A 26,064-nucleotide genomic window follows, 5' to 3' on the forward strand; every position below is an offset into this window, starting at 1 on the left:
TCGCATCCGTTGGAGAAAGAATTCCTGTGAGCCCGACCAATCGCACCGTGGTCGTCACCGGTATCGGCGCAACCACACCGCTGGGTGGCGACGCGACGTCCACCTGGGAGGGTCTGGTCGCCGGTCGTTCCGGTGTCCGTCCCCTCGAACAGGAGTGGGCCGCCGACCAGGCGGTCCGCATCGCGGCGCAGATCGCCGTGGAACCGAGCGAGGTCATCCCGCGCCCGCAGGCCCGCCGCCTGGACCGCTCGGCGCAGTTCGCGCTGATCGCGGCCAAGGAGGCCTGGGCCGACGCCGGTTACACCGACAAGGCCGGTGAGGACCCCTCCGTCGCCCCCGACCGGCTCGGCGCGGTCATCGCCTCCGGCATCGGCGGCGTGACGACTCTCCTCGACCAGTACGACGTGCTGAAGGAGAAGGGCGTACGCCGCGTCTCCCCGCACACCGTCCCGATGCTCATGCCGAACGGCCCCTCGGCCAACGTGGGCCTGGCCGTGAACGCCCGCGCGGGTGTGCACACCCCGGTCTCCGCCTGCGCGTCCGGCGCAGAGGCCATCGGCTACGCGATCGAGATGATCCGCACGGGCCGTGCGGACGTCGTGGTCGCCGGTGGCACCGAGGCGGCCATCCACCCGCTGCCCATCGCCGCCTTCGGCAACATGATGGCGATGTCCAAGAACAACGACGACCCGCAGGGCGCCTCGCGTCCCTACGACGTCGGCCGGGACGGCTTCGTCCTCGGTGAGGGCGCCGGTGTCCTGATCCTCGAGTCCGCCGAGCACGCCGCCAAGCGCGGTGCCCGCGTCTACGCGGAGGCGGTCGGCCAGGGCATCTCCGCCGACAGCCACGACATCGTCCAGCCGGAGCCGGGCGGCCGCGGCATCTCGCAGGCCCTGCAGAACCTGCTCGACAACACCGACCTGGACCCGGCCGAGATCGTGCACGTGAACGCGCACGCGACCTCGACGCCGGCCGGTGACGTGGCCGAGCTCAAGGCGCTGCGCAAGGTCTTCGGCGACGACACCGACCACATGGCGGTCTCCGCCACCAAGTCGATGACGGGCCACCTCCTCGGCGGCGCCGGCGGTATCGAGTCGGTCGCGTCGGTGCTCGCCCTGTACCACCGGGTGGCTCCGCCGACGATCAACGTCGAGAACCTCGACCCGGAGGCGGAAGCCGCCGCCGACATCGTCCGCGGTGAGGCCCGCAAGCTGCCCGTCGAGGGCCGCATCGCCGCGCTGAACGACTCGTTCGGCTTCGGCGGACACAACGTCGTGCTGGCGTTCCGCTCGGTCTGACCCCCGCGTACACGTACGTAGCCGAAGGGGCCCCCACCATCACGGTGGGGGCCCCTTCGGCACCTGCGAACCACTACATCCGAACGCCTCACACCACCTGGTGCAGCCACCGCACCGGGGCGCCCTCGCCCGCGTAGCGGAAGGGTTCCAGTTCGTCGTCCCAGGGCTTGCCGAGGAGCTTGGCGAGTTCGGCTTCCAGGTCCGTCTCGCCGCCCTTGGAACGGGTGAGCGCGGCGCGCAGCCGGTCCTCGGGGATGAGGATGTCGCCGTGGATTCCGGTGACGGCGTGGAAGATGCCCAGTTCGGGTGTGGCGCTGTAGCGCTCGCCCTCGGCCGTCGCGCAGGGTTCCGCGGTCACCTCGAAACGCAGGAGCTGCCAGCCGCGCAGGGCGGACGCCAGCTTCGAGGCGGTGCCCGCCTCACCGCGCCAGGAGAACTCGGATCTCCAGGTGCCCGGCGCCGCCGGCTGCCGGATCCAGTCGAGGTTGATACGCGCGCCGAGCACGCCCGCGACTGCCCATTCGACGTGCGGGCACAGCGCGCGCGGTGCGGAGTGCACGTACAGGACTCCACGTGTCGTCACCGGGACCTCCAGTGTGGGACGAGGTTCGCCTTCCCCGGCGGCCTCGCGCCCGTGCCGAGCAGTTTTCCCCAAAGACCAGTTGAACCAGGGGAACCAGGAAAAAAGGGACAGATGTGACGTGATGTAATTTAGCGGAAGCTGTGCTGCGGGGCTTCACCGGGTCGGCCGACCGCCCTGTCGCTGCCGTGACAGCAGTGGCCGGGCCGCCACGGGGCGAGGCTACCGTGTGGCGGCGCAAGGAGTGTGACGTACCGTCGGTCCCGGCGCCCTCACACGCCCACGTTTCACCCGCGGGGACTCAACCGCGGCGGGGTGCGCGGCGTCACGTTCGACGACAGATGCGCCGGCGGCGGCCAGAAGCGGTGAGAGAGGACAACGGGATGCGGATCCGAAGCCACCGGTCAGCTGCCGTCCGGGCCGTTGTCGCCGGTGTGACGGCGGTTCTGCTCGGTGCCGCGGGCCTCGCCGCATGCGACGCGATCGGCGACAACTCCCCAGGACCGAAGGGCAGTACGGCCGGTACGAAGCCGTCCCCGAAGCCCACCCCCAGGTGGGACACGAGCCCGCGCTCGGTTGCCGCCGTGGGCGACTCCATCACGCGGGGCTTCGACGCCTGCTCGGTCCTCACGGACTGCCCGGAGGTGTCGTGGGCGACCGGTTCGGACAGCGGGGTGCGCAGCCTCGCGGTCCGGCTCCTGGGGAAGGACCGGGCGGCCACGCACAGTTGGAATTACGCGCGCACCGGTGCACGTATGGCTGACCTTCCCGCGCAGATGGAGCAGGCGGCCGCGGTGTCGCCGGGCCTGGTGACGGTGATGGCGGGGGCCAACGACGCCTGCCGGCCGACGCCCGCCTCGATGACGCCGGTCGACATGTTCCGCGCCGACTTCGAGGAAGCGATGCGCACGCTGCGGCGGGAGGTGCCCAAGGCGCAGGTGTATGTGTCGAGCGTGCCGGACCTCATGCGCCTGTGGTCGGCGGGCCGGACGAATCCGCTGGGCAAGCAGGTGTGGAAGCTCGGCATCTGCTCGTCGATGCTGGCCGACCCGGACGACCTCGCGGCGGCGGCGACGCAGCGTCGGGCCTCGGTGCAGGACCGGGTGGTGGCGTACAACGAGGTGCTCGCGGACGTGTGCGCGAAGGACCGGCGGTGCCGGTACGACGGCGGGGCGGTCTTCGATTACCGGTTCGACGGGAAGCAGCTGAGTCACTGGGACTGGTTCCACCCCAGCAAGGACGGCCAGTCGCGGCTCGCGGCGATGGCGTACCGACGGGTGACGGCCAAGGAGCCGATCACCTGAGCCGGGGGCTCCCGGCGTAAGGTCTCGATCATGCGCAGCGAACTCTTCGGCACGCTCCCCGACGGCACGCCCGTCCACCGCTGGACTCTCGAACGCGGCGGGGTGCGGGTGCGCGTCCTGACGTACGGCGGGATCGTGCAGTCGGCGGAGGTTCCCGACCGGGCCGGTACCACGGCGGACGTGGCGCTCGGGTTTCCCACTCTGGACGGGTATCTCGCCCATCCGGGGCCGTTCCTGGGCGCGCTGGTCGGCCGGTACGCGAACCGGATCGCGGGCGGCCGCTTCCCGCTCGACGGCCGGACCTACCACCTGGCGCAGAACAACGGGACGAACGCGCTGCACGGCGGCGAGCGCGGCTTCGACAAGCGCGTGTGGGACGCGGACCCGCTGGAACACGGTGTGCGGCTGCACCGGGTGAGCCCGCACGGCGAGGAGGGCTTCCCGGGGCGCATGGAGGTCTCGGCGACGTACACGCTCGACGAGGGCGGGGCGCTACGGATCGCGTACGAGGCGGTGACCGACGCGCCGACCGTCGTGAACCTGACGAACCACTCGTACTGGAATCTGGGCGGCGCGGACTCCGGTGACGCGGCGGGCGGGCACGAGGTGCGCATCGCGGCCTCGCGGTTCACCGCGGCGGACGGGGATCTGGTCCCGACCGGTGAGTTCACCGAGGTGGCGGGGACGACCTTCGACTTCCGGGAGCCGCGGAAGCCTGGGCTCGGCCACGACCGCAACTACGTGCTCGACAAGGGGGTCACCGAGGCACCGGCGGAGGTCGCCGCGCTGCACGACCCGGCGTCGGGGCGGACGCTGACCGTCGCGACGACCGAGCCGGGGCTCCAGCTGTACACGGGCGACCACTTCGACGCGACGCTGCCGTTCGCGCCCGGCGCCGGGATCGCCCTGGAGACCCAGCACTTCCCGGACTCCCCCAACCGGCCCCAGTTCCCGTCGACGGAACTGAGGCCGGGTCAGGTGTTCCGTTCCGAGACCGTGTACGGGTTCGGCACCCGCGCCTGAACCCCCGGACCGGAACCGGAACCCGTACCACCAACACGCCCCCGGGCCCGCCCCCAGACGCGGACCGGACCCTGCGAATCCGCTCAGACCCCGATCCGCGTGCTCACGCGCCGGTCCATGACCGAGCGGCCCGCTTCCACCTCGTACGCGCCCGCCTGATGCGCCCACGCGTTGGCGTTCTCGTCCCAGATCTCGTAGGCGCGGCGCGGCAGCGGGACGGTGACCTCGACGCTCTCGCCCGGTGCCGCCTCGACGCCCGCGAAGCCGGCCAGCCAGCGGGCCGGACGGGCGGGGTCGTCCTGTTCGGGGGCCAGATAGACCTGGACCACCTCGCGGCCGGTCCGCTCCCCGGAGTTGCGCACCCGGACCACGGCCGTCGCGCCCGCGTCCCGCACCTCGATCGACTCGTACATCCAGTCGGTGTAGCCGAGGCCGTGGCCGAAGGCGTACGACGGGGTGGCCCCCGACCTCTCCCAGGCGCGGTAGCCGATGAACACGCCCTCGGTGTAGGCCAGCCGGCCGTCGGTGGGGGTGACCTCGGTGACGGGCGCGTCCTCGAACGCGCCCCAGGTGGTGGGCAGCCGGCCGCCGGGCTCCTCGGCTCCGGTGAGGACGTCGGCGAGGGCGTCACCGCCCTCCTGGCCGGGGAACCAGCTCAGGAGCACGGCCGCGACGTCCTCGCGCCACGGGAGTTCCACCGGGGAGCCGGAGTTCACGACCACGACGGTGTTCGGGTTGGCGGCGGCGACGGCGCGGACGAGGTCGTCCTGACGGCCCGGCAGGCGCAGGTCCTTGCGGTCGAAGCCCTCGGACTCGACGCGTTCGGTGGTGGCCACCACGACGACCGCGGTGTCGGCCGCGCGCGCGGCCTCGACGGCCTCGGCGATCAGCTCGTCGGGGTCGCGCTGCGGCTCGCGGTGCACCAGCGAGAACGCGATGGCCTGGAGCGGGGCGCCCTCGGGCTTGAAGACGACGTAACGCAGGGATATGTCGACGGGGTCGCCGGCGACGAGGTCGACGTCTCCGCGGCCGACGGGGCTGCCGAAGAACGCCGCGAACGGGTCGGCGGCGGAGGCGAGCGGCTGCTCCCCGTCGAAGACGGTCCGTCCGGCGACGGTGAGGGTGAAGCCGCCGATGCCCTGGGTGCCGAAGGTGTGCGGCCCGGACGCGCGCGGGGTGAAGGTGCCGGTGATCTCGACGGTGTGCAGGGTGTCGTGGGTGACGCCGTCGGGCAGGTCGGCGCCGATCCACTGAATGCGGCCGCCGGGCACGGACGCGGTGCCGATGACGTCGCCGGCGGCGTCCAGGCAGCGGGCGCGCAGCTCGAACCCGGCGCCCGCGGCGGCGAGTTCCTCGTTCGGGTCGGCGCCGACGGCGTACGTGAGCGTGCCCTCGGGGAGCACGGCGGTCAGCCCGTCGAGCGGGGAGACGACATGGGTGGGGAAGACGGTGGCGGAGCCTCCGCCGAGGACGCGGGCGTCCCGTGCGGCGGCGCCGATGAGGGCGACGGTCCCCGAACGGAGGGGAAGCGCACCGGAATTGCGTACGAGGACGAAGGCGCGGCGGGCGATCTCGCGGGCGAGTGCCTCGCCGTCGATCTCTTCCGGGACCTCGGTGACCACAGGCTCGGCGCCTTCGAGGATGCCGACGCGGGCGGCGAGGCGCAGCACGTTGCGCGCGGCCTCGTCGACGGTGGACTCCTCGACCTCACCGGCGCGGACGGCGGCGGCGAGCGCCGGGCCGTAGACCGTGCGCGGGCCGGGCATCGCGACGTCGAGGCCGCCCTCGATGTCGCCGGTGGTGGAGCGGGCGGCCATCCAGTCGGAGACGTTGAAGCCGTCGAAGCCCCATTCGCCGCGCAGCACCTCGTTCACGAGGTAGCGGTGTTCGGTCATCGTCGTGCCGTTGACCTTGTTGTAGGCGGTCATGATGCCCCAGGGGTGGGCGTTCTCGACGATGGCCTCGAAGGGGGCGAGGTAGAGCTCGCGCAGGGCGCGGGCGGAGACGGTGTTGTCGACGGTGAAGCGGTCGGTCTCGGCGTCGTTGCCGACGAAGTGCTTGACGGTGGTGCCGACGCCGCCGGACTGCACGCCGCGCACGTAGCCGGTGCCGATCGCGCCCGTCAGGTACGGGTCCTCGCTGTACGCCTCGAAGTGCCGGCCGCCCAGCGGCGAGCGGTGCAGGTTGACGGTCGGGGCGAGCAGCACGTGGACGCCCTTGCGACGGGCCTCCTGGGCGAGCAACCGACCGGCCTTGCAGGCGAGTTCGGGGTCCCAGGTGGCAGCGAGCGCCGTCGGTGACGGAAGGGCCATCGAGGGGTCGTCGGCGGTCCAGCGGATGCCGCGGACACCGATCGGGCCGTCCGACATCACCAGCGACCCGAGGCCGATGCCGGGGACGGCGGGCAGGGACCACATGTCCTGCCCGGCGAGGAGATCCGCCTTGGTGTCGAGGTCGAGCTTGCCGAGCGCTGCCTCGATGACAGCCTCACGTGCCTGGTCCTGCTGGGTCTCCGCCACGGCGGCGCCTCCTCGTTGAAGTCCGGCCCTTGGCCGCCATCCTGCACCCGTTACCTGTAGATCGGTAGGTTCCGTTATGTCGCCGTTATAAACGATGTCGTACGGTGACGGCATGGGTGCGAGAACCGCCAGAAGCGAGGAACGGCGCGCGGAGATCCTCCGTGCCGCCCTGGAGGTGATCGCCGAGCGCGGGTACCGCGGCGCCACGCTCGGGGCGGTGGCCGAGCGTGTCGGGCTGACGCAGCAGGGGCTGCTGCACTACTTCCGCACCAAGGAGGCCCTGCTCGTCGCGGTTCTGGAGGAGCGCGACCAGTGGGACGCGGTGCCGGACGGCCGGTGGCGGCTCGATCTGCTGGGCTCGCTGGTCGAGTACAACGCGATGCGGCCCGGCATCGTGCAGACGTTCTCCGCACTGCTCGGCGAGAGCGTCACGGAGGACCACCCGGCGCGGCCCTACTTCACCGAGCGCTACGGGGGCGTGCGGGAGAGCATGGCCGCGGTGCTGCGGACCGAGTACGGGGAGCGGCTGCCGGGCGGACTCACGCCCGAGCGGGCGGCGCCGCTGCTCGTGGCCGTGATGGACGGACTGCAGTACCAGTGGCTGCTGGACCCCGAGTCGGTGGACATGCCGGGCGCGTTCCGCGACTTCCTGGCGCTCATCGAGGGCGGCGAAGGCGACGCGGGGGGCACGGGCGCCCGGTGAACTCCCGTGTGCGCGGCGGCTACTGGCGCCAGACGACCGCGAGCGTCTTGCTCACCGCGCACACCAGGACGTAGGCGACGGCCCAGCCGACGGCCCCGGCCAGCAGGAGCGCGGCCGCGCCCGCCCCGAACCACACCAACTCGAAGGCGACCCGGCCCGCGCCCCGCGTCTTGTACGACGCCTTCTGGGACCCGAACAGCGCCCACAAAGTGATCATCACGGCGATGACCCCGAGGCCGAGCAGCCAGGCGAGCGGGGCCGGGACGTCGCGGGTGAAGCCCCAGTAACCGACGGCCGCGAGGGCTGCCAGTTCGATCAGGAAGAGCACACCCAGGTTCGCCGCCTTCATGAGCGCAGTATGGCCCGGACTACCGCTCACGGATACGGGTCACGGCCCGCGCGATGTCCTCGTGGACGAGGGACGGGTCCGCCGCGGCCTGCTTGAAGTGGCCCAACACGGCTTCCATGGCCGGGAGTTCGGTGGTCTCGGTGGCCAGGGCGATGTCCTTGACGGCGAGGTCCGAGCCGAAGTGCACGCCCTGCGCGAAGGCGCGGGCGACGGCTCCGCCGAGGGGGCCGGCGGCGAGGGCGCCCTTCGCGACGTCCTCGGGCAGGCCGAGCGCGTCCGCGAGCGCCATGGCCTCGGCGACCAGGCCGACGCCGCCGATGACCGCGGTGTTGACGACGAGTTTGAGAGCGGCGCCGGAGCCGGGCGCGCCGGTGCGGGTGACCGTGCCGAGGCGGGCGAGTACGCCTTCGATCCGGTCCGCGTCGCCGCCCGCGAGGATGCCGAGCTCGCCCGCCTCGGCTTTGTCGGTGCTGCCCATGACCGGGGCGTCGACGAGGGTCACCCCGTCACCGAGTCGCGCCGCCAGCTGCCGTACGGCGTCGGGGCCGATGGTCGACATCTCCGCCCAGTACGTGCCGGGCCGCAGTTCGGGCGCGATGGCGTCGGCGACCTCGGACACGGCGTCCGGGGTGGCGAGCATCGTGATGACCACGTCGGCGTCGCGCACGGCGCCGGCGGGGGTGTCGGCGAGGACGGCGCCCCGTTCGACGAGCGGGGCGGCTTTCGCCGGGGTGCGGTTCCAGACGGTCAGCGGGTGTCCGGCGTCGAGGAGATGGCGGGCCATGGGCGCGCCCATGTGACCGAGTCCGAGGAAGGCGATCTTTTCCATGTCCCGACGCTAGCGCGTCCCGCCCGGATCGGACCGGGCTCTCGGGGTCAGTGCGTGGCCGGGTCGCCGATGGGGTGCGGGGCGGGCTCGGGCGCCGGTTCCGGGGTCGTCTCGCCGAGCAGGTCCCGGGCCATCAGGGTCGCGCCGGCCACCGCTCCCGGCATCAGGAACACCGCCACGAACGGCACCAGGAACGCGACGGCGAGCGGGGTGCCGAAGCCCCAGGCGAGGCCCTTGCGGGAGCGCAGCAGGGCGAGTCGTTCGCGCAGCTCGACGCTGCGGCGCTGGAGCGCGACCGCGGCGAGCTCCTCCGTGAGGAAGAAGCCGGTGACGAAGAAGCCGATCACCGGGACGACGGTCTGGCCGGCGAACGGGATGAACCCGAGGGCGAAGAGCAGGACGCCCCAGAGCGCGGCGCGCACCAGGACCCGCAGGCTGTCGCGGGCGGAGACCCACAGTTCGCGCCAGAGCGGGAGGCCCGACTCGGGGGCGTGGCCACCCTCGGCGAGGTCCACCTTCTCCGACAGGGACTCGTAGAAGGGCTGGCCGATCAGGAGGGTGACGGCGGTGAAGGCGACGACCGCGAGCAGCAGGACGAGGGCGAAGAGCACGGCCGTCAGGAAACCGCGGAACAGGCCGGCCCACGGGGACGTCCAGTCGTCGGCGAAGGGGGTCGCCCAGGTGACGAGGTCGTCGCCCCACAGGGCCAGGCAGACCAGCGCGGCCGCGTACAGGACCAGGGTGATCAGGCCGGGCAGGAGCCCCATGCCGAACTGCTTGCCGTGCTGGGAGACCCAGCGCTGGCCCTTCATCAAGTAGCCGAAGCCCGCCCCGAGATCACGCATGGGCACCACCCTAGGGGACCGGCCCGCACCCCTTGCGCGGGGTACGGGCCGGAGCCGGGTCGCGCCGCTCAGACGGAGAGCGTGACCGTGATGTTGCCGCGGGTGGCCTTGGAGTACGGGCACACCTGGTGGGCCTTCTCGACCAGGGACTTGGCGGTGGCCTCGTCCACGTTCGGGATCTTGGCGGAGATCTCGACGATGAGGCCGAAGCCGTCGTCGTTCTTGCCGATGCCCACGTGCGCGGTGACGGTCGAGCCGGAGATGTCGGCGTTCTCCTGGCGGGCGACCACGGCGAGCGCGCCCTGGAAGCAGGCGCTGTAGCCGGCGGCGAACAGCTGCTCCGGGTTGGTGCCGGCGCCGCTGCCGCCCTGCTCCTTGGGCGGGTTCACGACGACGTCGAGCTTGCCGTCGTCCGTGGAGACGCGGCCGTCACGGCCGTTCTCCGCGGTGGCCACGGCGGTGTAGACGACGTCCGACTGCTGGATGGGCATCCCGTACTCCCTCATTCGATCCGGTAGGCGGAAAGAGATTACCGAATCCCGGAAGGAACGAGCGTGACCGGGGTCACTCCCCCAGCTTGACGACCATCTTTCCGATGTTGTCGCCGCGCAGAACCCCGAGGAACGCCTCCAGGTTGTTCTCGATGCCCTCGACGACGGTCTCGCGGTACTTGAGCTCGCCGGAGCGGATCCAGGCGCCCACCTGCTGCACGAACTGCGGCTGGAGGTCGTAGTGGTCGCCGACGAGGAAGCCCTGGATCCGTCCGCGGGTCTGGATCAGGCGGGACAGGTTGCGCGGACCGGGGGCGGCCTCGGTGTTGTTGTAGACCGAGATCGCGCCGCAGATCGCGATGCGGCCGTCGCGGTTGAGCAGGCCGATCGCCGCCTCGAGGTGGTCGCCGCCGACGTTGTCGAAGTAGACGTCGATGCCGTCGGGGGCCGCCTCCTTGAGCTGCTCGAAGACGGAGCCGTCCTTGTAGTTGAAGGCGGCGTCGAAGCCGTACTCCTCGACGAGGAGCTTGACCTTCTCGGCCGAGCCCGCCGAGCCGACGACGCGGCCCGCGCCGAGGAGCTTGGCGATCTGGCCGACCTGGCTGCCGACGGCACCGGCCGCGCCGGAGACGAAGACCGTGTCGCCCTCCTTGAAGGACAGGGTGCGCAGGAGACCCGCGTACGCCGTCAGGCCCGTCATGCCGAGGACACCGAGGTACGCCGACAGGGGCGCGGCCTCCGGGTCGACCTTCACGGCCTGCTTGGCGTCGAAGGTGGCGTACTCACGCCAGCCGTTGAAGTGCAGCACGTGGTCACCGACGGCCACACCCTCGTCGTTCGAGGCGACGACCACGCCGACCGCGCCGCCCTGCATCGTCTCGCCGAGCTCGTACGGGGCTACGTACGACTTGGCCGCGCTCATGCGGCCGCGCATGTACGGGTCCACGGACACGTACAGGTTCTTGACGAGCACCTGACCGGGGCCGGGCTGGGCGATCTCCACCTCGCTGAGCTGGAAGTCCTCGGGCTTGGGCCAGCCGACCGGGCGGCTGGTCAGCTGCCACTCACGGCTCGTGGCGGGGATCTGAGGGGTGTCGACAGACATGGCGGGGGCCTCCTGATTGCTTCACTTACTGAAACAACCATGCTCCTCGATATTTCATAGTGTCAAGTAAATGGGTACTCTGGAGTACATGGCCGCTAGCAGCTCCGCCCCGGAACCCGTGACAGACGACCTCGCGACAGCCGATCCCGTGACCGCCGACCCGGTGACAGCCGACCTGGTCGAGCTGATCGGCACGCTGGTCTCGCGTCACTACAAGGAGTACGAGCAGGCCGCCTCGGGCCAGGGCCTCACCGCGGCGCAGGCGCGGGTTCTCGATCTGCTCTCGCGCGAGCCGATGCCCATGCGGCGCATAGCCCAGCAGGTGAACTGCGAGCCGTCGAACATCACCGGGCTCATCGACCGGCTGGAAGGGCGCGGCCTCGTCGAGCGCCGCCCCGACCCGGCCGACCGGCGCGTGAAGCTGGCCGCGCCGACGGCAGAGGGCGTGCGGATGGCGCACGGCGTGCAGGGGAACCTGGGCTTCGCGCGCGGGGCCATCGCCTCGCTGACCGCCGACGAGCGGGTGGCGCTGCGCAGGCTCCTCGCCAAGATGATGCTGGACGGCGACGCCACGGCCTGACGCCCGTCACGAGGGACGGTCTTCAGGTGAACGATGTGACGGTCCGGCATCGGCCACGAGGGACGGCCTTCGGATGAACGACGTGCCGGCCTGACGTCGGCCGCACCCTCCCGCAGGAACTAGGTGCACCACCACAGGAAGCGGTCGCACGTTTGCGTCGGGGTGGGCCGCGGCGGGGGCGGCGGTGTCGTGGCGGGCCCGGGGGCGGGCGTGTTGCCGGGGTCTGCCGGGGTGTGCGGCGTCGAGGTGGCGGCCGGCGCGGAGGTGGCGCGGCCCTCGGTTCCCTCCTTCGCCCCCTCCGTCTCCTTGCCCTTCTTCGCTTCCTCGGACTCCGACGCGGACGGGGAAGGGGACGCCGAGGCGCTCGACGCCTGCGGGTCCGCCTCGACCGTGGCGGTGCGGGTCGGGGTGCCGGCCGCCGAGGACGCGGCGGCCTGGGCCTCCTGGTCGGCGCTCTCCTCGGCCGACGTGGACGAGCCCTGTGCGTCGCCGTCCGCCGACGACTCGGTGCCGAGTTCCGCGAAGCTGAGGCCGCCCGCGGCGAGCGCGAGCCCCGCGGCGGCGATCACGATCTTGTTGCGCCGGCGCCGATGGGCCCTGCGGGCGCCGCGCTCACGGCGTTCCCTGCGGGAGCGGCGGGTCTGCGTGGGTTCGTCGGCATAAGGGGCGCCGGCGTTCTCGGCCGACTCCTGCGCCGCGAGCGCCTCCGCGTGCTCGCGGCAGGCTTCGGCGGGCGTGCCGCACCCAGGGCAGGCGAGGGCGCCGTTGAGGTGCCTTCGGCACGGGTGGCAGTAATCCATGACGCATGGAGGCTAGGCGCCGCGCCGGTAACGGAAAAAGCCGGGGCTGTGAATGTTCTGTGTGGAACCGCGTGTTCCGAAGAATTGACCCTCCATACGGCTTCTGTACACGGCGTACCTGGCGACCGGGTGCGCAAACCATTGACACCCCGCGCGCGCCTCCTTACTGTCACGCCAAGATTTCGAACGCATGACGAAATATCGAACGTCGCAGGGGGCAACTGCCGTGCGCATCACGGGAATCAGCACACACGTGGTCGGAACGCCTTGGCGCAACCTGACCTACGTCCAGGTGCACACCGACGAGGGGATCACCGGGGTCGGCGAGACCCGGATGCTGGGCCACACCGACGCGCTCGTCGGCTATCTGAAGGAGGCTCAGGCCAACCACATCGTCGGCTCGGACCCCTTCGCGACCGAGGACCTCGTACGGCGCATGAAGTACGGGGACTACGGGCGGGCCGGAGAGATCGTGATGTCCGGGATCGCGGTCGTCGAGATGGCCTGCTGGGACATCAAGGGCAAGGCGCTCGGTGTGCCGGTGTGGCAGTTGCTCGGCGGCAAGGTGACGGACCGGGTCAAGGCGTACGCGAACGGCTGGTACACCACCGAGCGCACCCCGGAGGCCTACCACAAGGCGGCGCAGGCCGTGATCGAGCGCGGGTACAAGGCGCTGAAGATCGACCCGTTCGGGACGGGGCACTACGAGCTGGACCACGAACAGAGTCTGTACGCCGTGTCGTTGATCGAGGCGGTGCGCGACGCGATCGGGCCCGACGCCGAGCTGATGCTGGAGATGCACGGCCGGTTCTCGCCCGCCACCGCCATCCGGCTGGCGCGCGATCTCGCTCCCTTCAAGCCCGCGTGGCTGGAGGAGCCGGTGCCGCCGGAGAACCTCAAGGCGCTGGAGAAGGTGGCCGCGAAGGTGGACATCCCGGTCGCCACGGGTGAGCGGATCCATGACCGGATCGAGTTCCGTGAACTGTTCGAGAGCCAGGCGGCGGACATCATCCAGCCGGACGTCGGCCACATCGGCGGCATCTGGGAGACGCGGAAGCTGGCGGCGACGGCGGAGTCCCACTATGTGCTGGTCGCGCCGCACAACGTGGGCGGTCCCGTGCTGACCGCGGCCTCGCTCCAGGTCGGCTTCACCACGCCGAACTTCAAGGTCCTTGAGCACTTCAACGACTTCGCGGACGCGGACATCAAGAAGGTCGTGAAGGGCGCGCCGCAGGTCGATCCGGAGACCGGGTGCTTCGAGCTGTCGCACGCGCCGGGGCTCGGAGTCGAGCTCGACGTGGACGCGGCGGCCGAATTCCCGCAGCAGCAGGCGCGGTTCGACCTGTGGGCGGAGGGCTGGGAGCAGCGCCGCCCGGAGGGAACGTCATGAGCGTCGCGGTCGTCGTCGAGGCGCCGGGCGCGTACCGGATCGTCCCTCACGAGCCGATGCCGCCGGGCGCCGGTGAGGCGCTGGTCCGCGTCCACGCCGTGGGCATCTGCGGCAGCGACCGCGAGGTGTACCAGGGCAACCGGCCCGAGGGGTACGTGCGGTACCCGCTCACTCCGGGGCACGAGTGGTCCGGCACCGTCGAGGCCGTCGGACCGGGCGCACCGCAGTCGCTCGTCGGCAGGAAGGTCGTCGGCGAGGGCTTTCGCAACTGCCAGGTCTGCGACCGGTGCCACGCGGGCGAGACCACGCTGTGCACGGCCGGGTACGAGGAGACCGGGTTCACGCAGCCCGGCGCCATGGCCGCCACCCTCACCCTGCCCGCCCGGCTCCTGCACGTCCTGCCGGTCGACGCCGACCTGACGGCGGCCGCCCTGCTCGAACCCGCCGCCTGCGTCGCCGCCGCCGCGCTCAAGGTGGACGCACGGCCGGGCGAACGCGTCGCGGTCGTCGGCGCGGGGACCCTCGGCATGCTCGCCGTGCAGTTCCTGGCGGCGGGCTCGCCCGCCGAACTCCTCACCGTCGACACGCGGCCCGAACGGGCCTCCCTTGCGGAACAGTTCGGCGCGACGGACTTCCGTACGCCCGACCAGGAGCTGCCCGGCGACTTCGACGTGGTGATCGAGACCGCCGGGTCCGCGGACTCGGCCCGTGCCGCGGCGTCGCTGCTGCGGCGCGGGGGGCGGCTCGTCCTCACCGGGCTGCCGGCGCCCGGTGCGGCGGGGCTCGATCCGACCGGCCTCGTCGTGCGGCAGCTGGAGGTGCGGACCGTGTTCGGGGCGCCGCCGGCCGCCTGGGCGCATGCCGTGCGGGTCTTCGGCGCGGGGCTGCTCGATCTGTTGCCGCTGGTGACGCACGAGCTGCCGCTGGATCAGTTCCCGTACGGAATCGACCTGGTGGGATCCGGCGACCCCAAGGCGGGCAAGGTGCTGCTGCTCCCCCAGGGCCCCTCGTAAGCCCTGGCTCCTGCCTCCCGGCACGTTCCGGGCGTGCTCACACCCATTGATCCGAACTTGGTTCGAAATACCGAACAACACCGAACGTGAAGGACTGCCCGTGACCGACTCCACCTCTCCCCGCCGCCCCGGCGAACCCGCCCTCGCGGCCCTGGGCCTGTCCGCCCCCTCCACCGCCGACGCCGACACCTCCCCGCACGCCTTCCCCGACGGCGGCACCTGGCGCACCGAGATCCCCTCCGTCGAGGGGCCCGAGGCGCTGGCCGTCGTACTCAAGGAGGCCTCGCGCCTCGACGTGCCGGTCCACCGGATCAGCCAGGGCAGCGGCGTGTGGATGCTCACCGACGCCGAGATCACCGAGATGGTCGAGTCGGCCGCCGAGCGGGACATCGAGCTGTGCCTGTTCACCGGGCCGCGCGGCACCTGGGACACCGGCGCCTCCGTGCGCACCGACTCGCACGGCGCCGGACTGCGCGCCCGCGGCCACGACGCCGTCGCCGGATGCGTGGAAGACGCCGTCCGGGCGACGGAGCTGGGCGTGAAGTGCCTGCTCGTCGCCGACGAGGGCGTGCTGTGGACCCTGCACCGGGCCCGCGAGCAGGGGGTGATTCCCCGTGACACCACGCTCAAGGTCTCCGCGCTCATCGGGCCGGTCAACCCGGCGTCCTACGCCGTCTTCGAGCGGCTCGGCGCCGACTCGCTCAATGTGCCGAGCGACCTCACCCTGGCTCACCTCACCGAGATCCGCCGGGTCTCCGCCGCACCCATGGACCTGTACGTCGAGGCGCCGGACGACCTCGGCGGCTATGTACGGATGTACGAGATCGCGGAGCTGATCCGCCGCGGGGCGCCGCTGTACCTGAAGTTCGGGCTCGCGAAAGCCCCCGCCATCTACCCGTACGGCGCCCACCTGCGCGACGTCACTCTCGACACCGCCCGTGAGCGCGTGCGCCGCGGCCGGCTCGCGCTCGACCTCCTCGCCCGGCACGGCGCGGACGGCGGCATGTCGCCGCTCGGCTCGCGGCTGCCCGGCGCTCTCGACCGCTTCCCGCTGACGTTTCCGCTCCACGACGCGACCGACAAGGACTGATGACCATGCGCAACCGCAGAAGTGCCGTTTCCGCCGTGGCGGGAGCCGCCGCTCTCGCCCTCGCCCTGACCGCCTGCGGGCAGAGCAGTGAAGGCGGCAGCAAGGAGTCGAAGGACAAGAAGGAGATGACCGTCGGCATCGCCATGCCGACCAAGTCGTCCGAGCGCTGGATAGCCGACGGCAAGAACATGGTCACCACGCTGCACAACGCCGGCTACAAGACGACCCTCCAGTACGGCGAGGACGACGTCGACCAGCAGGTCCAGCAGCTCGAAGGCATGATCACGCAAGGCGTGGACGCGCTGGTCATCGCCGCGATCAACGGCGACGCGCTCTCCAACGTCCTCAAGGAGGCGCATGACGCGCACATCCCCGTCATCTCCTACGACCGCCTCCTGCTCAACTCCCCCTACGTCGACTACTACGCCTCCTTCGACAACGAGAAGGTCGGCCGGCTCCAGGGCACGTACATCACCGAGAAGCTGGGCCTGAAGGACGGCTCCAAGAAGGGGCCCTTCAACATCGAGCTGTTCGCGGGCTCGAACGACGACAACAACACCAAGTACTTCTTCAACGGCGCGATGAAGGTGCTCCAGCCCTACATCGACAAGAAGCAGCTCGTGGTCAGGTCCGGCCAGACGGCGCTCAACAAGGTCACGACCCTGCGCTGGGACGGCGGCACCGCGCAGAAGCGCATGGACGACCTGCTCACGTCGTCGTACTCCTCGGCCAAGGTGGACGCCGTCCTCTCCCCGTACGACGGCATCTCGATCGGCATCCTGTCCGCGCTCAAGTCCGACGACTACGGCTCCGCGAGCAAGCCGCTGCCCGTCGTCACCGGGCAGGACGCCGAGGTCGCCTCGGTGAAGTCGATCGTCGCGGGCCAGCAGACCCAGACCGTCTACAAGGACACCCGGGAGCTGGCCAAGGTCGCCTCCAGCATGGTCGACGCGGTGCTGAAGGGGAAGAAGCCGCAGGTCAACGACACCACTTCGTACAACAACGGCAAGAAGGTCGTGCCGTCCTATCTGCTCCAGCCGGTGAGCGTCGACAAGAGCAACTACCAGAAGGAGCTCATCGACACCGGCTACATCAAGGCGAGCGACCTCAAGTAGCCCGCCCACACCACCGGTTCACACGGAGCAGAAAGGCACGACCATGGCGGGACCCGTCCTGGAAATGCGCTCGATCGTCAAGACCTTTCCCGGCGTCAAGGCGCTCGCGGACGTCTCCCTGAGCGTCCGCGCGGGCGAGGTCCACGCCGTCTGCGGGGAGAACGGCGCCGGGAAGTCGACGCTGATGAAGGTCCTCAGCGGCGTTCACCCGCACGGCAGTTATGAGGGGGAGATCCTCTTCGAGGGCGAGCCGTGCCGGTTCAAGGACATCGGGGCGAGCGAGAAGCGCGGCATCGTGATCATCCACCAGGAGCTCGCCCTGGTGCCGTACCTCTCGCTCGCCGAGAACATCTTCCTCGGCAACGAGCACGCCACGCGGGGCGTGATCAGCTGGGGCGAGACCCTCAAGCACGCCACGGACCTGCTGCGGCGGGTCGGTCTGAACGAGCACCCACAGACCCGCGTCGCGGACATCGGCGTCGGCAAGCAGCAGCTGGTCGAGATCGCCAAGGCCCTGTCGAAGGAGGTGAAGCTGCTCATCCTCGACGAGCCGACGGCCGCGCTCAACGACGAGGACAGCGGCAAACTCCTCGATCTGATCCTGGAGCTGAAGGGCCAGGGCATCACCTCGATCATCATCTCGCACAAGCTCAACGAGATCGCCCGGGTCGCGGACTCGGTGACGGTCATCCGCGACGGGCACTCCATCGAGACGCTCGACGTGAAGGCCGCGGAGACGACCGAGGAGCGGATCATCCGCGCCATGGTCGGCCGCGACCTCGACCACCGCTTCCCGGAGCGCACCCCGCACCCGCAGGACCTCACCGCGGCGCCGGCCCTCGAGATCCGCGACTGGACCGTCTTCCACCCCATCGACCAGCAGCGCAAGGTCGTCGACTCGGTGTCCCTGAACGTGCGCCGCGGGGAGATCGTCGGCATCGCGGGGCTGATGGGCGCGGGCCGCACGGAACTCGCGATGAGCGTGTTCGGCCGGGCGTACGGGAAGTACGCGGGCGGCAGCGTCCTCAAGGACGGCACCGAGATCCGCACCCGCACCGTCCCCGAGGCGGTCGGGCACGGCATCGCGTACGTCACCGAGGACCGCAAGCACTACGGCCTCAACCTCATCGACTCCATCAACCGCAACATCTCGCTGAGCGCGCTGCGCAAGGTCGCCCGGCGCGGGGTCGTCGACGAGCACGAGGAGCGCAAGGTCTCCGAGGGCTTCAGGAAGTCCATGAACATCAAGGCCCCCAACGTCTCCGAACCCGTGGGCCGGCTCTCCGGCGGCAACCAGCAGAAGGTCGTCCTCAGCAAGTGGATCTTCGCGGGGCCCGATGTGCTGATCCTCGACGAGCCGACCCGCGGCATCGACGTGGGCGCGAAGTACGAGATCTACACGGTGATCGACCAACTGGCCGCCGAGGGCAAGGCCGTTGTCTTCATCTCCTCCGAACTGCCCGAGCTGCTCGGCATGTGCGACCGGATCTACACGATGTCGGCCGGACGGCTCACCGGTGAGGTCCCGCGAGCGGAGGCCACCCAGGAAGTGCTGATGCGGCACATGACCAAGGACAAGAGGTAGGACCGATGAGCACGAACCTGAAGGCCGGGTCGCCGGCCGGCGCCTCGGCCCCGAAGGAATCCGGAGACACCGGGCACGCGGCCGGTCTCGGCCGGCTGATCATCGACGGCATGCGCCGCAACATGCGGCAGTACGGGATGCTCTTCGCCCTCGGCCTGATCGTGATCCTTTTCGAGGTCTGGACGGGCGGCGACCTGCTGCTGCCGCGCAACGTCTCGAACCTGGTGCTGCAGAACAGCTACATCCTGATCCTGGCGATCGGCATGATGATCGTCATCATCGCGGGCCACATCGACCTGTCGGTCGGGTCCATCACCGCGTTCACGGGGGCGCTCGCCGCGGTGCTCATGGTGACGCACCACTGGTCGTGGCCGGTGGCAGCCATCGCGGTCCTCGCCGTCGGCGCGCTCGCGGGGGCCATGCAGGGCTTCTTCATCGCCTACCTCGGCATACCGTCGTTCATCGTGACCCTGGCGGGCATGCTGCTCTTCCGCGGTCTGACGGAGATCTTCCTCAAGGGCCAGACGCTCGGCCCGTTCCCCGAAGGGCTGCAGAAGGTCGCCAACGGCTTCCTGCCCGAGGTCGGCCCCGACACCAACTACCACAACCTCACGCTGCTGCTCGGCCTCGCGCTCATCGCCCTCGTCGTGTGGCAGGAGGTGCGCGACCGCAAGCGCCAGCAGGAGTACGCGCTCGACGTGCTGCCCGCGAAGCTGTTCGCGCTGAAGCTCACCGCGCTGGTCGCCGCCGTCCTCGTCTTCACCCTGCTGCTCGCCAGCTACAAGGGCGCGCCGGTCGTACTGCTCATCCTGGCCGCGCTGCTCGTCGCCTTCGGCTATGTGATGCGCAACGCGGTGATGGGCCGCCATGTGTACGCGATCGGCGGCAACCTGCCCGCGGCGAAGCTCTCCGGCGTCAAGGACAGGAAGGTCACCTTCGCGGTCTTCCTCAACATGGGGATGATGGCGGCGCTCGCGGGCCTGGTCTTCGCGGCCCGCTTCAACGCCGCGTCCCCGAAGGCGGGCGTCAACTTCGAACTCGAGGCGATCGCCGCCTCGTTCATCGGCGGCGCGTCGATGAGCGGCGGCGTCGGCACGGTGCTCGGCGCGATCATCGGCGGCACCGTCCTCGGCGTCCTGAACAACGGCATGAACCTCGTCGGCGTCGGCACCGACTGGCAGCAGGTCATCAAGGGCCTGGTCCTGCTCGCGGCGGTCGGCTTCGACGTGTGGAACAAGCGCAAGGTCGGTTCGTAAGTCAGCTCGGCCCCGCCGGCCCGAGCCCGGCGGGGCCCACCTTTTGAGGGAGCCGCACATGGAACTGAGCAGACGCACTCTCCTCGCATCGGCCGCCGCTGCCGGTGCCGCAGCCACCGCTCCGGGCGGAACAGCCCACGCCTCCGCCCCGGGAAGCAGGAGGCCCGTGAAGGAACTCTTCGGCAAGCTCGCCGACGGCACGAGGATCTACCGCTGGTCCCTGGAGAACGGCGGCACCCGCCTGAAGGTCCTCTCCTACGGCGGCATCATCCAGTCCCTGGAGATACCGGACCGCCACGGCCGGTACGCGAACGTCTCCCTCGGCTACGACACCATCGAGGCCTACGTCGCCGGGACCACGTTCTTCGGTGCCACGATCGGCCGCTACGGCAACCGCATCGCGAACGGCCGGTTCACCCTCGACGGCACGACGTACCAGCTCTCCGTGAACGACGGGGCCAACTCCCTGCACGGCGGGGCGAAGGGCTTCAACACGCGGGTGTGGGACGTGGAGGACTTCACCTCCGGCTCCGACGTCGGCCTGAAGCTGCACTACACGTCGGTCGACGGCGAGATGGGCTACCCGGGCACGCTCAAGGTGACGGTCACCTACACCCTCGGGGCGAGCGGCGACTGGCGCATCGACTACGAGGCGACGACGAACAAGGCGACCGTCGTGAACCTGACGAACCACACGTACTACAACCTCGCGGGCGAGGGCAGCGGCGGCATCTACGACCACGAACTCACCCTCGCCGCCTCCCGTTACACGCCCACCGACTCCGGACTCATCCCGACCGGTGAGCGGGCGAAGGTAGCGGGCACCCCGTTCGACTTCCGCTCCGCGAAGCCGATCGGCCGCGACATCCGCACCGCGCACCCGCAGCTGGTCACGGCCAAGGGCTTCGACCACAACTGGGTCCTCGACAAGGGGATCACGGCGCGGCCCGTGCACTTCGCGACGCTGCGCGACCCGTCCTCCGGCCGCACTCTGGAGATCGCCACGGATCAGCCGGGCGTCCAGTTCTACTCGGGCAACTTCCTCGACGGCACGCTCACCGGACCCTCCGGGCGCACCTACCGGCAGGGCGACGGCCTGTGCCTGGAGACGCAGCACTTCCCGGACTCGCCGAACCGTCCGGCGTTCCCGTCGACGGTGCTGCGCCCGGGCGAGACGTACCGGACGACGACGGTGCACTCGTTCAGCGCCTGACCCAGCCCCACCCACATCCCCCGGCCCCGCCCGTGACGACCACGGGCGAGGCCGGTGTCTTTCCTCCACCCCTTCGCCCTCACTTGACCGAGCCCTATGGAGACGTCAGTTGCCCCTCAGCAGACGTACGTTCACGGCGCTCACCGCCACGACCGCGGCGGGCCGGTCCCTGTGCGCACCACTGCGTCCGGCAGCTTCGCCGCCGAGCGGGCACTCCCGGGCGTTGGCTCGATCTCGACGCGGACGGCGGCTGGGAGCGGGCCACGTTCCCGGCCGACGGCCCGGCACGCCAGGGGGTCTCCTGGTACCGCACCACGTTCCGGCTCGCCGTCGACCACGACGTGGACGCCTCGATCGGCCTCACGTTCACGGACGACGCGGCCCACGCCTACCGCGTCCAGCTCTATGTCAACGGCTGGAACATGGGCCAGTACATCAACGACGTGGGCCCCCAGCACACGTTCGCCGTTCCGAACGGCATCCTGCGCACCCGCGGCGCCAACACCCTCGCCCTGGCCGTCCTCGCCGACGGCACGACCCCGGCGGGCCCGGGAGACGTCCAGCTCAAGCTCCTCGGGAGCGCGGCCGGCGGGGTGGAAGTGCGGGCGGTTCCGTCGCCGGGCGTGTAACCACCCCGTGAGTGGCACCGGGCGGCACTGAGCGGCCGGAGGGCGACATCCCCTGCGGCCACTCGGTGGCCGACGCCGTGGATCAGCCGAGCCGGATCACATTCCACGACAGCGGCTCGAGAGTCGCCTTGAGCGTGCCGTCCTCAAGAGTCGTGCCCGTACCCGCGTGCGGCGCGACGCGCTCCGGCTCGGCGAGGGTGTTGCGGGCCTCCGGGTCGGCGTCGGCGAGCACCGAGTGTTCGACGACCTCACCCACATCCATGCCATGGAGGGCCACTTCGAGTGGCAGGGACTCCGTCTGACTGCGGTTGACCGCGAAGACGGTGACCGTGCCGTCGTCCGCGCGGACCGCCGTCGCGTGCAGCAGGTCCGCGGTGCCGTGGCGCTTCGTGTCGTACGTCGGTCCTGATACGCGGACGTCGAGGACCTCGCCCCTCCCGTACCTGGCGGCCTGGGCGAACGGGAAGAACGTCGTCTGGCGCCAGGCCGCGCCTCCGGGCTCGGTCATGATCGGGGCGATGACGTTGACGAGCTGGGCCAGGCAGGCCACCGTGACGCGGTCCGCGTGGCGGAGCAGGGCGATCAGGAGCGAACCGAGGACGACCGCGTCGGTGACCGAGTAGACGTCCTCCAGGAGGCGGGGTGCCTGAGGCCAGTCGAGGGCGGAGACCTCGGCATCCGTGCGCGACATGTACCAGACGTTCCACTCGTCGAAGGAGAGGTTGATCTTCTTCTTCGACTTGAGGCGCGCGCCCACGTGGTCGCACGTCGCGACGACGTTCTCGATGAACGACTCCATGTCCACCGCCGACGCGAGGAAGGAGTCCCGGTCGCCGTCGTGCTCCTCGTAGTACGCGTGGAGCGAGATGTAGTCGACCAGGTCGTAGGTCTCCTGGAGGACCTTCGCCTCCCACTCGGCGAACGTGTCCATGCCCTGGCCCGAGCTGCCGCAGGCGACCAGCTCGACGTCCTTGTCGATCTGGCGCATCGCACGCGCCGTCTCGGCGGCGAGCCGCCCGTACTCCTCGGCCGTCTTGTGGCCGGTCTGCCACGGCCCGTCCATCTCGTTGCCCAGGCACCAGAGCCTGATGCCGAAGGGGTCCTTGTCGCCGTGGGCGATGCGGCGGTCCGACAGCTCCGTGCCCGCCGGGTGATTGGCGTACTCCTGGAGTTCGACGGCCTCCGCGACGCCGCGCGTGCCGAGGTTCACCGCCATCATCGGTTCGGCCTGCGGGCCGACCTTCTTCAGGAACGCGATGTACTCGGACAGGCCGAAGCGGTTCGACTCCGTCGTGCGCCAGGCCAGGTCGAGGCGGCGCGGGCGCTCCTCGGCGGGGCCGACCGAGTCCTCCCACTTGTAGCCGGAGACGAAGTTGCCGCCGGGATAGCGGATGGCGGTGACGCCGAGCTCGCGGACCAGTTCCAGGACGTCCTGGCGCAGGCCCGCCTCATCGGCGGTGGGGTGGTCCGGCTCGAAGATGCCGGTGTAGACACAGCGGCCCAGGTGCTCCACGAAGGAGCCGAAGAGCCGGGGGTCGACCGTGCCGACGGTGAAGGCGGGGTCGAGGGCGAAGCGTGCGGTGCGGGTCATGTCTCCCTCAGGGTTCGGGGTTACGTACGTTGACCGAGTCGGCGGACGGCCGGCCGGCCGTCCTTGCCCAAGCTCAGCTCGTTGAGGCCGAGCTTGGGGGTGCCGGAGTCGCCGGCGTCGTAGTAGTGGTACGCGAGTACGTCGCGCCCCTTGTCGCGGAAGACGGACTCGCCCCCCGGGCCGACGAACCGGCCGTGCCCGGCGAGGAGCAGCGTGCCGCCGCCCTCCAGGAGCGGGGTGCCGTCCTCGCCCACGTACGGGGCCGTGACCGACGTCGAGCGGCCGACCCGGATCTCGTGGGGTTCACGCCGGAGCAGCACGCGTCGTACGAGGCGAAGAGGTAGTAGTGGCGGCCGTGGTGGACGACGACTTCAACCCGGCGCTGTGGAAGCGCGCCGTCATGGACGGCAAGCTCTACACCCTCCCGCTCGACATCCACGTCCAGCTCTGCTTCTACCGCAAGGGCTTCCTTCACGCCGTACGTGGCGAGCAGGCCGACGTCCCAGGGGCCGAGGAGGCGGCCGGGCGAGAACCCGGTGACGCGGCCCAGGTGCATCACGCCGGGGTCCGGTGCGCGGTTGCCCGCCGCCGCCATGGCGAGCGTGGTGCAGAAGGGGCTGCCCCACTGGAGGGTCGAGTCCTTCACGTCGATGCCGGGTTGTTCCTTACGGAAGGAGTCCAGCATCGCGATCATGTTGTAGCCGTCGCCGCCGCTGAAGAGGTTCCAGTAGCGCACGCGTGTGCTCGCGCTGGAGGCGAGCGCGTCGGCGCCCGTGCCCAGTGCCGCAAAGCCGAAGCTGCCCGCCACCGTCAACCCGCCGAGTCCGGCCAGGAGTTGCCTGCGGTTCAGGCCAGGTCGTCCCATTCCCTGCCCTTACTGTTCGATATACCGAATGGCGCTCGTAACTTCGAACGGGACCGTAGGTTCGGGACGCGGCGGCGTCAATGGGTTGCGCAACACAAAGGTGCGGGACCCCCGCCCGCGCGGGGGTCCCGCACCTTCGAAACGCTCGCTCCGGGCTCAGCCCTCGAACGCCGGTTGGGCCAGGCCACGGCCCATGTCGCGCAGGACGAGCAGCGAACCGGCGTACGGGGACGGGGCGTCGAGGCCGACGCGCGCCGACGTGACGTACAGGTCGGTGAGGTCCGCGCCGCCGAAGGCACAGGCCGTGGGGCGCTTCACCGGCAGCTCCACGACGCGGTCGAGCGCCCCGGACGGGGTGTAGCGGCGCAGCGCCGAGCCGTCCCAGAGGGCGACCCACACACAGCCGTCGGCGTCGACGGTCAGCCCGTCGGGGTACCCGGCACCCTCCTCGACGACCGCGAACTCCCGCCGCCGCACGACCTGTTGACCGTCCACGTCAAAGACATCGATGCGCCGCGTCGGGGTGTCGACGTAGTACATGAGCGCGCCGTCGGGGCTCCAGCCGGTGCCGTTGCTGACCGTGACGTCGCCGAGGATCTCGGTGGTGGTCCCGTCGGGCGCGATCCGCAGGAGATTGCCGCCGCCCGGCGTCTCGTCGTACGCCATGCTGCCCGCCCAGAGCGAGCCGTCGGGGGCGACGGCGGCGTCGTTGCCGCGCCGGCCCGGCACGGGGTCCCGGTGCAGCCAGCGGAAGTCCTTGCCGCCGGGCCCGTACAGGCCGATGCCGTCACGGAGGTTCACGACGAGTCCCGCGCCGCCGGCCCGCGGCTTGGCGGCGCCCACGTGCTGCTCGGTGGCCATGACCGTACGGCGGCCGGTCGCGGGTTCGTACGTGTGGACCCGGCTGCCGAGGATGTCGACCCAGATCAGCCGGCCGGCCTCCGCGTCCCAGGTGGGGCCCTCCCCGAGCGTGGCCTGCGCGCGGACGGCCACCTCCGGCCTCATCGGTCGGCCCCCCGGTACCCGAGCCGCTCCGACAGGTCGGCGGCGCCCTTCACGGCGAGCTGCGCCAGCTCGTCCTCGCGCGGCGCGCTCCACCGGATCATCGGCACCGACACGGAGAGCGCGGCCACGACCCGTCCGGAGCGGTCGCGCACGGGGGCGGCGACACAGCTGACGTCCGGGTTGGACTCGCGGCTCTCGACGGCGACGCCGCGCTCGCGGATGCCGGCGAGGGCCTCGCGCAGGGCGGCCGGGTCGGTGATGCTGTTCTCCGTCATCGCCATCAGCTCGGCGTCGTCAGGGACGCGGGCCGCCAGCTCGGGCTGCGGCAGCGAGGCGAGGAGCATCTTGCCGACGGAGGTGCAGTGCGCGGGCAGGCGGCGCCCCGCGGCGGAGACCATCCGCACGGCGTGGGTGCTGTCGACCTTCGCGATGTAGATGACGTCGGCGCCCTCGAGGATCGCCACGTGCACGGTCTCGTCGCAGGTCTCGGCGACCTCGCGGGCGACCTGCTGGCCCTCGGCGGCGAGGTCGAGCTGCTCCGCGTACCGGCTGCCGAGCTGGTACGGGCGCACACCGAGGCGGTAGCGGCCGGGATCGCCCGGCACCGTCACTATGTAGGAGCGGGCGGCCAGCGTCGTGACCAGCTCGTGCACGGTGGTGCGGGGCAGCTGGAGCTTGCGGACGATGTCCGGGGCGGACAGGGTGCCGTCCCCGTCCAGGAACAGCTCGAGTATGTCGAGAGCCCGGGTCACGGCGGGTACGAGACGCCCCACGGCCGGCCCCCTCTCTATGTTCGAAATTTCAACAGTCGGTCGGTATCACGAACATAGGCTACTCACAGCCGCGCTGAGTGGGCAATGGGCCCGGGGATGCCCCCGCGGACCGG

General features: G+C 70.9%; 23 protein-coding genes and 2 pseudogenes. 13 read left to right on the forward strand and 12 right to left on the reverse strand.

The window, feature by feature from the left end; all coding sequences use genetic code 11:
- Positions 1–26 precede the first annotated feature (26 nt).
- A complete protein-coding gene (locus ACWIGU_RS26860) occupies positions 27–1,298 on the forward strand; it encodes a beta-ketoacyl-[acyl-carrier-protein] synthase family protein (RefSeq protein WP_454404240.1) in 1,272 nt (423 codons plus the stop codon).
- An 88-nt stretch (positions 1,299–1,386) separates the two neighbouring features.
- Here the strand turns inward: ACWIGU_RS26860 and ACWIGU_RS26865 are convergent, their stop codons facing one another.
- A complete protein-coding gene (locus tag ACWIGU_RS26865; protein ID WP_356272725.1) occupies positions 1,387–1,881 on the reverse strand; it encodes a DUF3145 domain-containing protein in 495 nt (164 codons plus the stop codon).
- 380 nt (positions 1,882–2,261) lie between these two features.
- On the opposite strand from ACWIGU_RS26865, the gene ACWIGU_RS26870 reads away from it, so the two are divergent.
- The gene (locus ACWIGU_RS26870) at positions 2,262–3,182 is read left to right on the forward strand and encodes an SGNH/GDSL hydrolase family protein (protein WP_454404241.1); all 921 of its coding nucleotides are present in this window, start codon (positions 2,262–2,264) and stop codon (positions 3,180–3,182) included.
- Between the two features lie 30 nt (positions 3,183–3,212).
- Positions 3,213–4,205: an aldose epimerase family protein gene (locus tag ACWIGU_RS26875; protein WP_454404242.1), complete on the forward strand. Its 993-nt coding sequence runs from the start codon at positions 3,213–3,215 to the stop codon at positions 4,203–4,205.
- 83 nt (positions 4,206–4,288) lie between these two features.
- On the opposite strand, the gene ACWIGU_RS26880 is transcribed toward ACWIGU_RS26875, so the two are convergent.
- Positions 4,289–6,724 (reverse strand): glycoside hydrolase family 3 protein, encoded by a 2,436-nt coding sequence (locus ACWIGU_RS26880; RefSeq protein ID WP_454404243.1) that lies wholly within the window; start codon positions 6,722–6,724, stop codon positions 4,289–4,291.
- A 94-nt stretch (positions 6,725–6,818) separates the two neighbouring features.
- On the opposite strand from ACWIGU_RS26880, the gene ACWIGU_RS26885 reads away from it, so the two are divergent.
- Positions 6,819–7,427, forward strand: coding sequence for a TetR/AcrR family transcriptional regulator (locus ACWIGU_RS26885; protein WP_454404244.1), 609 nt, complete (start codon positions 6,819–6,821; stop codon positions 7,425–7,427).
- Positions 7,428–7,446: 19 nt separating this feature from the next.
- Here ACWIGU_RS26885 and ACWIGU_RS26890 read toward each other — a convergent pair whose 3' ends face one another.
- The 5 genes from ACWIGU_RS26890 to ACWIGU_RS26910 form a co-directional block, all read right to left on the reverse strand.
- Positions 7,447–7,776 (reverse strand): YrdB family protein, encoded by a 330-nt coding sequence (locus tag ACWIGU_RS26890; protein WP_454404245.1) that lies wholly within the window; start codon positions 7,774–7,776, stop codon positions 7,447–7,449.
- Positions 7,777–7,795: 19 nt separating this feature from the next.
- Positions 7,796–8,605, reverse strand: coding sequence for an NAD(P)-dependent oxidoreductase (locus ACWIGU_RS26895; RefSeq protein WP_454404246.1), 810 nt, complete (start codon positions 8,603–8,605; stop codon positions 7,796–7,798).
- 47 nt (positions 8,606–8,652) lie between these two features.
- Entirely contained in the window at positions 8,653–9,450 is a 798-nt protein-coding gene (locus ACWIGU_RS26900) for an EI24 domain-containing protein (RefSeq protein WP_454404247.1), read from the reverse strand.
- A gap of 68 nt (positions 9,451–9,518) precedes the next feature.
- Positions 9,519–9,941 (reverse strand): organic hydroperoxide resistance protein, encoded by a 423-nt coding sequence (locus tag ACWIGU_RS26905; RefSeq protein ID WP_454404248.1) that lies wholly within the window; start codon positions 9,939–9,941, stop codon positions 9,519–9,521.
- Positions 9,942–10,014: 73 nt separating this feature from the next.
- The gene (locus tag ACWIGU_RS26910; RefSeq protein ID WP_454404249.1) at positions 10,015–11,046 is read right to left on the reverse strand and encodes an NADP-dependent oxidoreductase; all 1,032 of its coding nucleotides are present in this window, start codon (positions 11,044–11,046) and stop codon (positions 10,015–10,017) included.
- Positions 11,047–11,134: 88 nt separating this feature from the next.
- Between ACWIGU_RS26910 and ACWIGU_RS26915 the strand changes: the two genes are divergently transcribed.
- Complete coding sequence (locus ACWIGU_RS26915; protein WP_454404250.1) at positions 11,135–11,626, forward strand: MarR family winged helix-turn-helix transcriptional regulator; 492 nt, start codon at positions 11,135–11,137, stop codon at positions 11,624–11,626.
- Between the two features lie 119 nt (positions 11,627–11,745).
- Here the strand turns inward: ACWIGU_RS26915 and ACWIGU_RS26920 are convergent, their stop codons facing one another.
- Positions 11,746–12,426: an SCO2400 family protein gene (locus ACWIGU_RS26920; protein WP_454404251.1), complete on the reverse strand. Its 681-nt coding sequence runs from the start codon at positions 12,424–12,426 to the stop codon at positions 11,746–11,748.
- A gap of 226 nt (positions 12,427–12,652) precedes the next feature.
- Here ACWIGU_RS26920 and ACWIGU_RS26925 point away from each other — a divergent pair, with 226 nt between their 5' ends.
- The 8 genes and pseudogenes from ACWIGU_RS26925 to ACWIGU_RS26960 form a co-directional block, all read left to right on the forward strand.
- A complete protein-coding gene (locus tag ACWIGU_RS26925) occupies positions 12,653–13,816 on the forward strand; it encodes a mandelate racemase/muconate lactonizing enzyme family protein (protein WP_454404252.1) in 1,164 nt (387 codons plus the stop codon).
- Positions 13,813–14,829, forward strand: coding sequence for a zinc-dependent alcohol dehydrogenase (locus ACWIGU_RS26930; RefSeq protein WP_454404253.1), 1,017 nt, complete (start codon positions 13,813–13,815; stop codon positions 14,827–14,829). The genes ACWIGU_RS26925 and ACWIGU_RS26930 overlap by 4 nt, the downstream gene beginning before the upstream one ends.
- Positions 14,830–14,929: 100 nt before the next feature.
- Positions 14,930–15,919, forward strand: a complete 990-nt coding sequence (locus tag ACWIGU_RS26935; protein ID WP_454404254.1) for a hypothetical protein — start codon at positions 14,930–14,932, stop codon at positions 15,917–15,919.
- 5 nt (positions 15,920–15,924) lie between these two features.
- Positions 15,925–17,034, forward strand: coding sequence for a multiple monosaccharide ABC transporter substrate-binding protein (gene chvE / locus ACWIGU_RS26940; protein ID WP_454404255.1), 1,110 nt, complete (start codon positions 15,925–15,927; stop codon positions 17,032–17,034).
- 58 nt (positions 17,035–17,092) lie between these two features.
- Positions 17,093–18,619, forward strand: coding sequence for a multiple monosaccharide ABC transporter ATP-binding protein (gene mmsA, locus ACWIGU_RS26945; RefSeq protein ID WP_454404334.1), 1,527 nt, complete (start codon positions 17,093–17,095; stop codon positions 18,617–18,619).
- 5 nt (positions 18,620–18,624) lie between these two features.
- Positions 18,625–19,875 carry a multiple monosaccharide ABC transporter permease gene (mmsB, locus tag ACWIGU_RS26950; protein ID WP_454404256.1) on the forward strand — a complete coding sequence of 417 codons (1,251 nt, stop codon included), beginning with the start codon at positions 18,625–18,627 and terminating at the stop codon, positions 19,873–19,875.
- A gap of 58 nt (positions 19,876–19,933) precedes the next feature.
- Positions 19,934–21,088 (forward strand): aldose epimerase family protein, encoded by a 1,155-nt coding sequence (locus tag ACWIGU_RS26955; RefSeq protein WP_454404257.1) that lies wholly within the window; start codon positions 19,934–19,936, stop codon positions 21,086–21,088.
- A 242-nt stretch (positions 21,089–21,330) separates the two neighbouring features.
- Positions 21,331–21,717: pseudogene (locus tag ACWIGU_RS26960) on the forward strand (beta galactosidase jelly roll domain-containing protein); the annotation flags it as partial.
- An 82-nt stretch (positions 21,718–21,799) separates the two neighbouring features.
- Here the strand turns inward: ACWIGU_RS26960 and arfA are convergent.
- From arfA to ACWIGU_RS26980, 4 genes and pseudogenes are all read right to left on the reverse strand, one after another.
- Positions 21,800–23,308 carry an arabinosylfuranosidase ArfA gene (gene arfA / locus ACWIGU_RS26965; RefSeq protein ID WP_454404258.1) on the reverse strand — a complete coding sequence of 503 codons (1,509 nt, stop codon included), beginning with the start codon at positions 23,306–23,308 and terminating at the stop codon, positions 21,800–21,802.
- Between the two features lie 466 nt (positions 23,309–23,774).
- Positions 23,775–24,173 (reverse strand): annotated as a pseudogene (locus ACWIGU_RS26970) (extracellular solute-binding protein); the annotation flags it as partial.
- A 156-nt stretch (positions 24,174–24,329) separates the two neighbouring features.
- Entirely contained in the window at positions 24,330–25,178 is an 849-nt protein-coding gene (locus ACWIGU_RS26975) for an SMP-30/gluconolactonase/LRE family protein (RefSeq protein ID WP_454404259.1), read from the reverse strand.
- Entirely contained in the window at positions 25,175–25,951 is a 777-nt protein-coding gene (locus tag ACWIGU_RS26980; protein WP_454404260.1) for an IclR family transcriptional regulator, read from the reverse strand. The genes ACWIGU_RS26975 and ACWIGU_RS26980 overlap by 4 nt, the downstream gene beginning before the upstream one ends.
- Positions 25,952–26,064 lie beyond the last annotated feature (113 nt).

The sequence above is a fragment of the Streptomyces sp. NPDC055400 genome (assembly GCF_053644375.1).

What these genes read in the sequence shown, in the direction of transcription:
- ACWIGU_RS26875 (WP_454404242.1), top strand. Translation starts at nt 3,213, where the DNA reads ATGCGCAGCGAACTCTTCGGCACGCTCCCCGACGGCACGCCCGTCCAC.
- ACWIGU_RS26975 (WP_454404259.1), bottom strand. Translation starts at nt 25,178, where the DNA reads ATGAGGCCGGAGGTGGCCGTCCGCGCGCAGGCCACGCTCGGGGAGGGC.
- ACWIGU_RS26905 (WP_454404248.1), bottom strand. Translation starts at nt 9,941, where the DNA reads ATGCCCATCCAGCAGTCGGACGTCGTCTACACCGCCGTGGCCACCGCG.
- ACWIGU_RS26915 (WP_454404250.1), top strand. Translation starts at nt 11,135, where the DNA reads ATGGCCGCTAGCAGCTCCGCCCCGGAACCCGTGACAGACGACCTCGCG.
- ACWIGU_RS26895 (WP_454404246.1), bottom strand. Translation starts at nt 8,605, where the DNA reads ATGGAAAAGATCGCCTTCCTCGGACTCGGTCACATGGGCGCGCCCATG.
- ACWIGU_RS26910 (WP_454404249.1), bottom strand. Translation starts at nt 11,046, where the DNA reads ATGTCTGTCGACACCCCTCAGATCCCCGCCACGAGCCGTGAGTGGCAG.
- ACWIGU_RS26870 (WP_454404241.1), top strand. Translation starts at nt 2,262, where the DNA reads ATGCGGATCCGAAGCCACCGGTCAGCTGCCGTCCGGGCCGTTGTCGCC.
- ACWIGU_RS26955 (WP_454404257.1), top strand. Translation starts at nt 19,934, where the DNA reads ATGGAACTGAGCAGACGCACTCTCCTCGCATCGGCCGCCGCTGCCGGT.
- ACWIGU_RS26930 (WP_454404253.1), top strand. Translation starts at nt 13,813, where the DNA reads ATGAGCGTCGCGGTCGTCGTCGAGGCGCCGGGCGCGTACCGGATCGTC.
- ACWIGU_RS26890 (WP_454404245.1), bottom strand. Translation starts at nt 7,776, where the DNA reads ATGAAGGCGGCGAACCTGGGTGTGCTCTTCCTGATCGAACTGGCAGCC.
- chvE (WP_454404255.1), top strand. Translation starts at nt 15,925, where the DNA reads ATGCGCAACCGCAGAAGTGCCGTTTCCGCCGTGGCGGGAGCCGCCGCT.
- arfA (WP_454404258.1), bottom strand. Translation starts at nt 23,308, where the DNA reads ATGACCCGCACCGCACGCTTCGCCCTCGACCCCGCCTTCACCGTCGGC.
- ACWIGU_RS26885 (WP_454404244.1), top strand. Translation starts at nt 6,819, where the DNA reads ATGTCGTACGGTGACGGCATGGGTGCGAGAACCGCCAGAAGCGAGGAA.
- mmsB (WP_454404256.1), top strand. Translation starts at nt 18,625, where the DNA reads ATGAGCACGAACCTGAAGGCCGGGTCGCCGGCCGGCGCCTCGGCCCCG.
- ACWIGU_RS26900 (WP_454404247.1), bottom strand. Translation starts at nt 9,450, where the DNA reads ATGCGTGATCTCGGGGCGGGCTTCGGCTACTTGATGAAGGGCCAGCGC.
- ACWIGU_RS26920 (WP_454404251.1), bottom strand. Translation starts at nt 12,426, where the DNA reads ATGGATTACTGCCACCCGTGCCGAAGGCACCTCAACGGCGCCCTCGCC.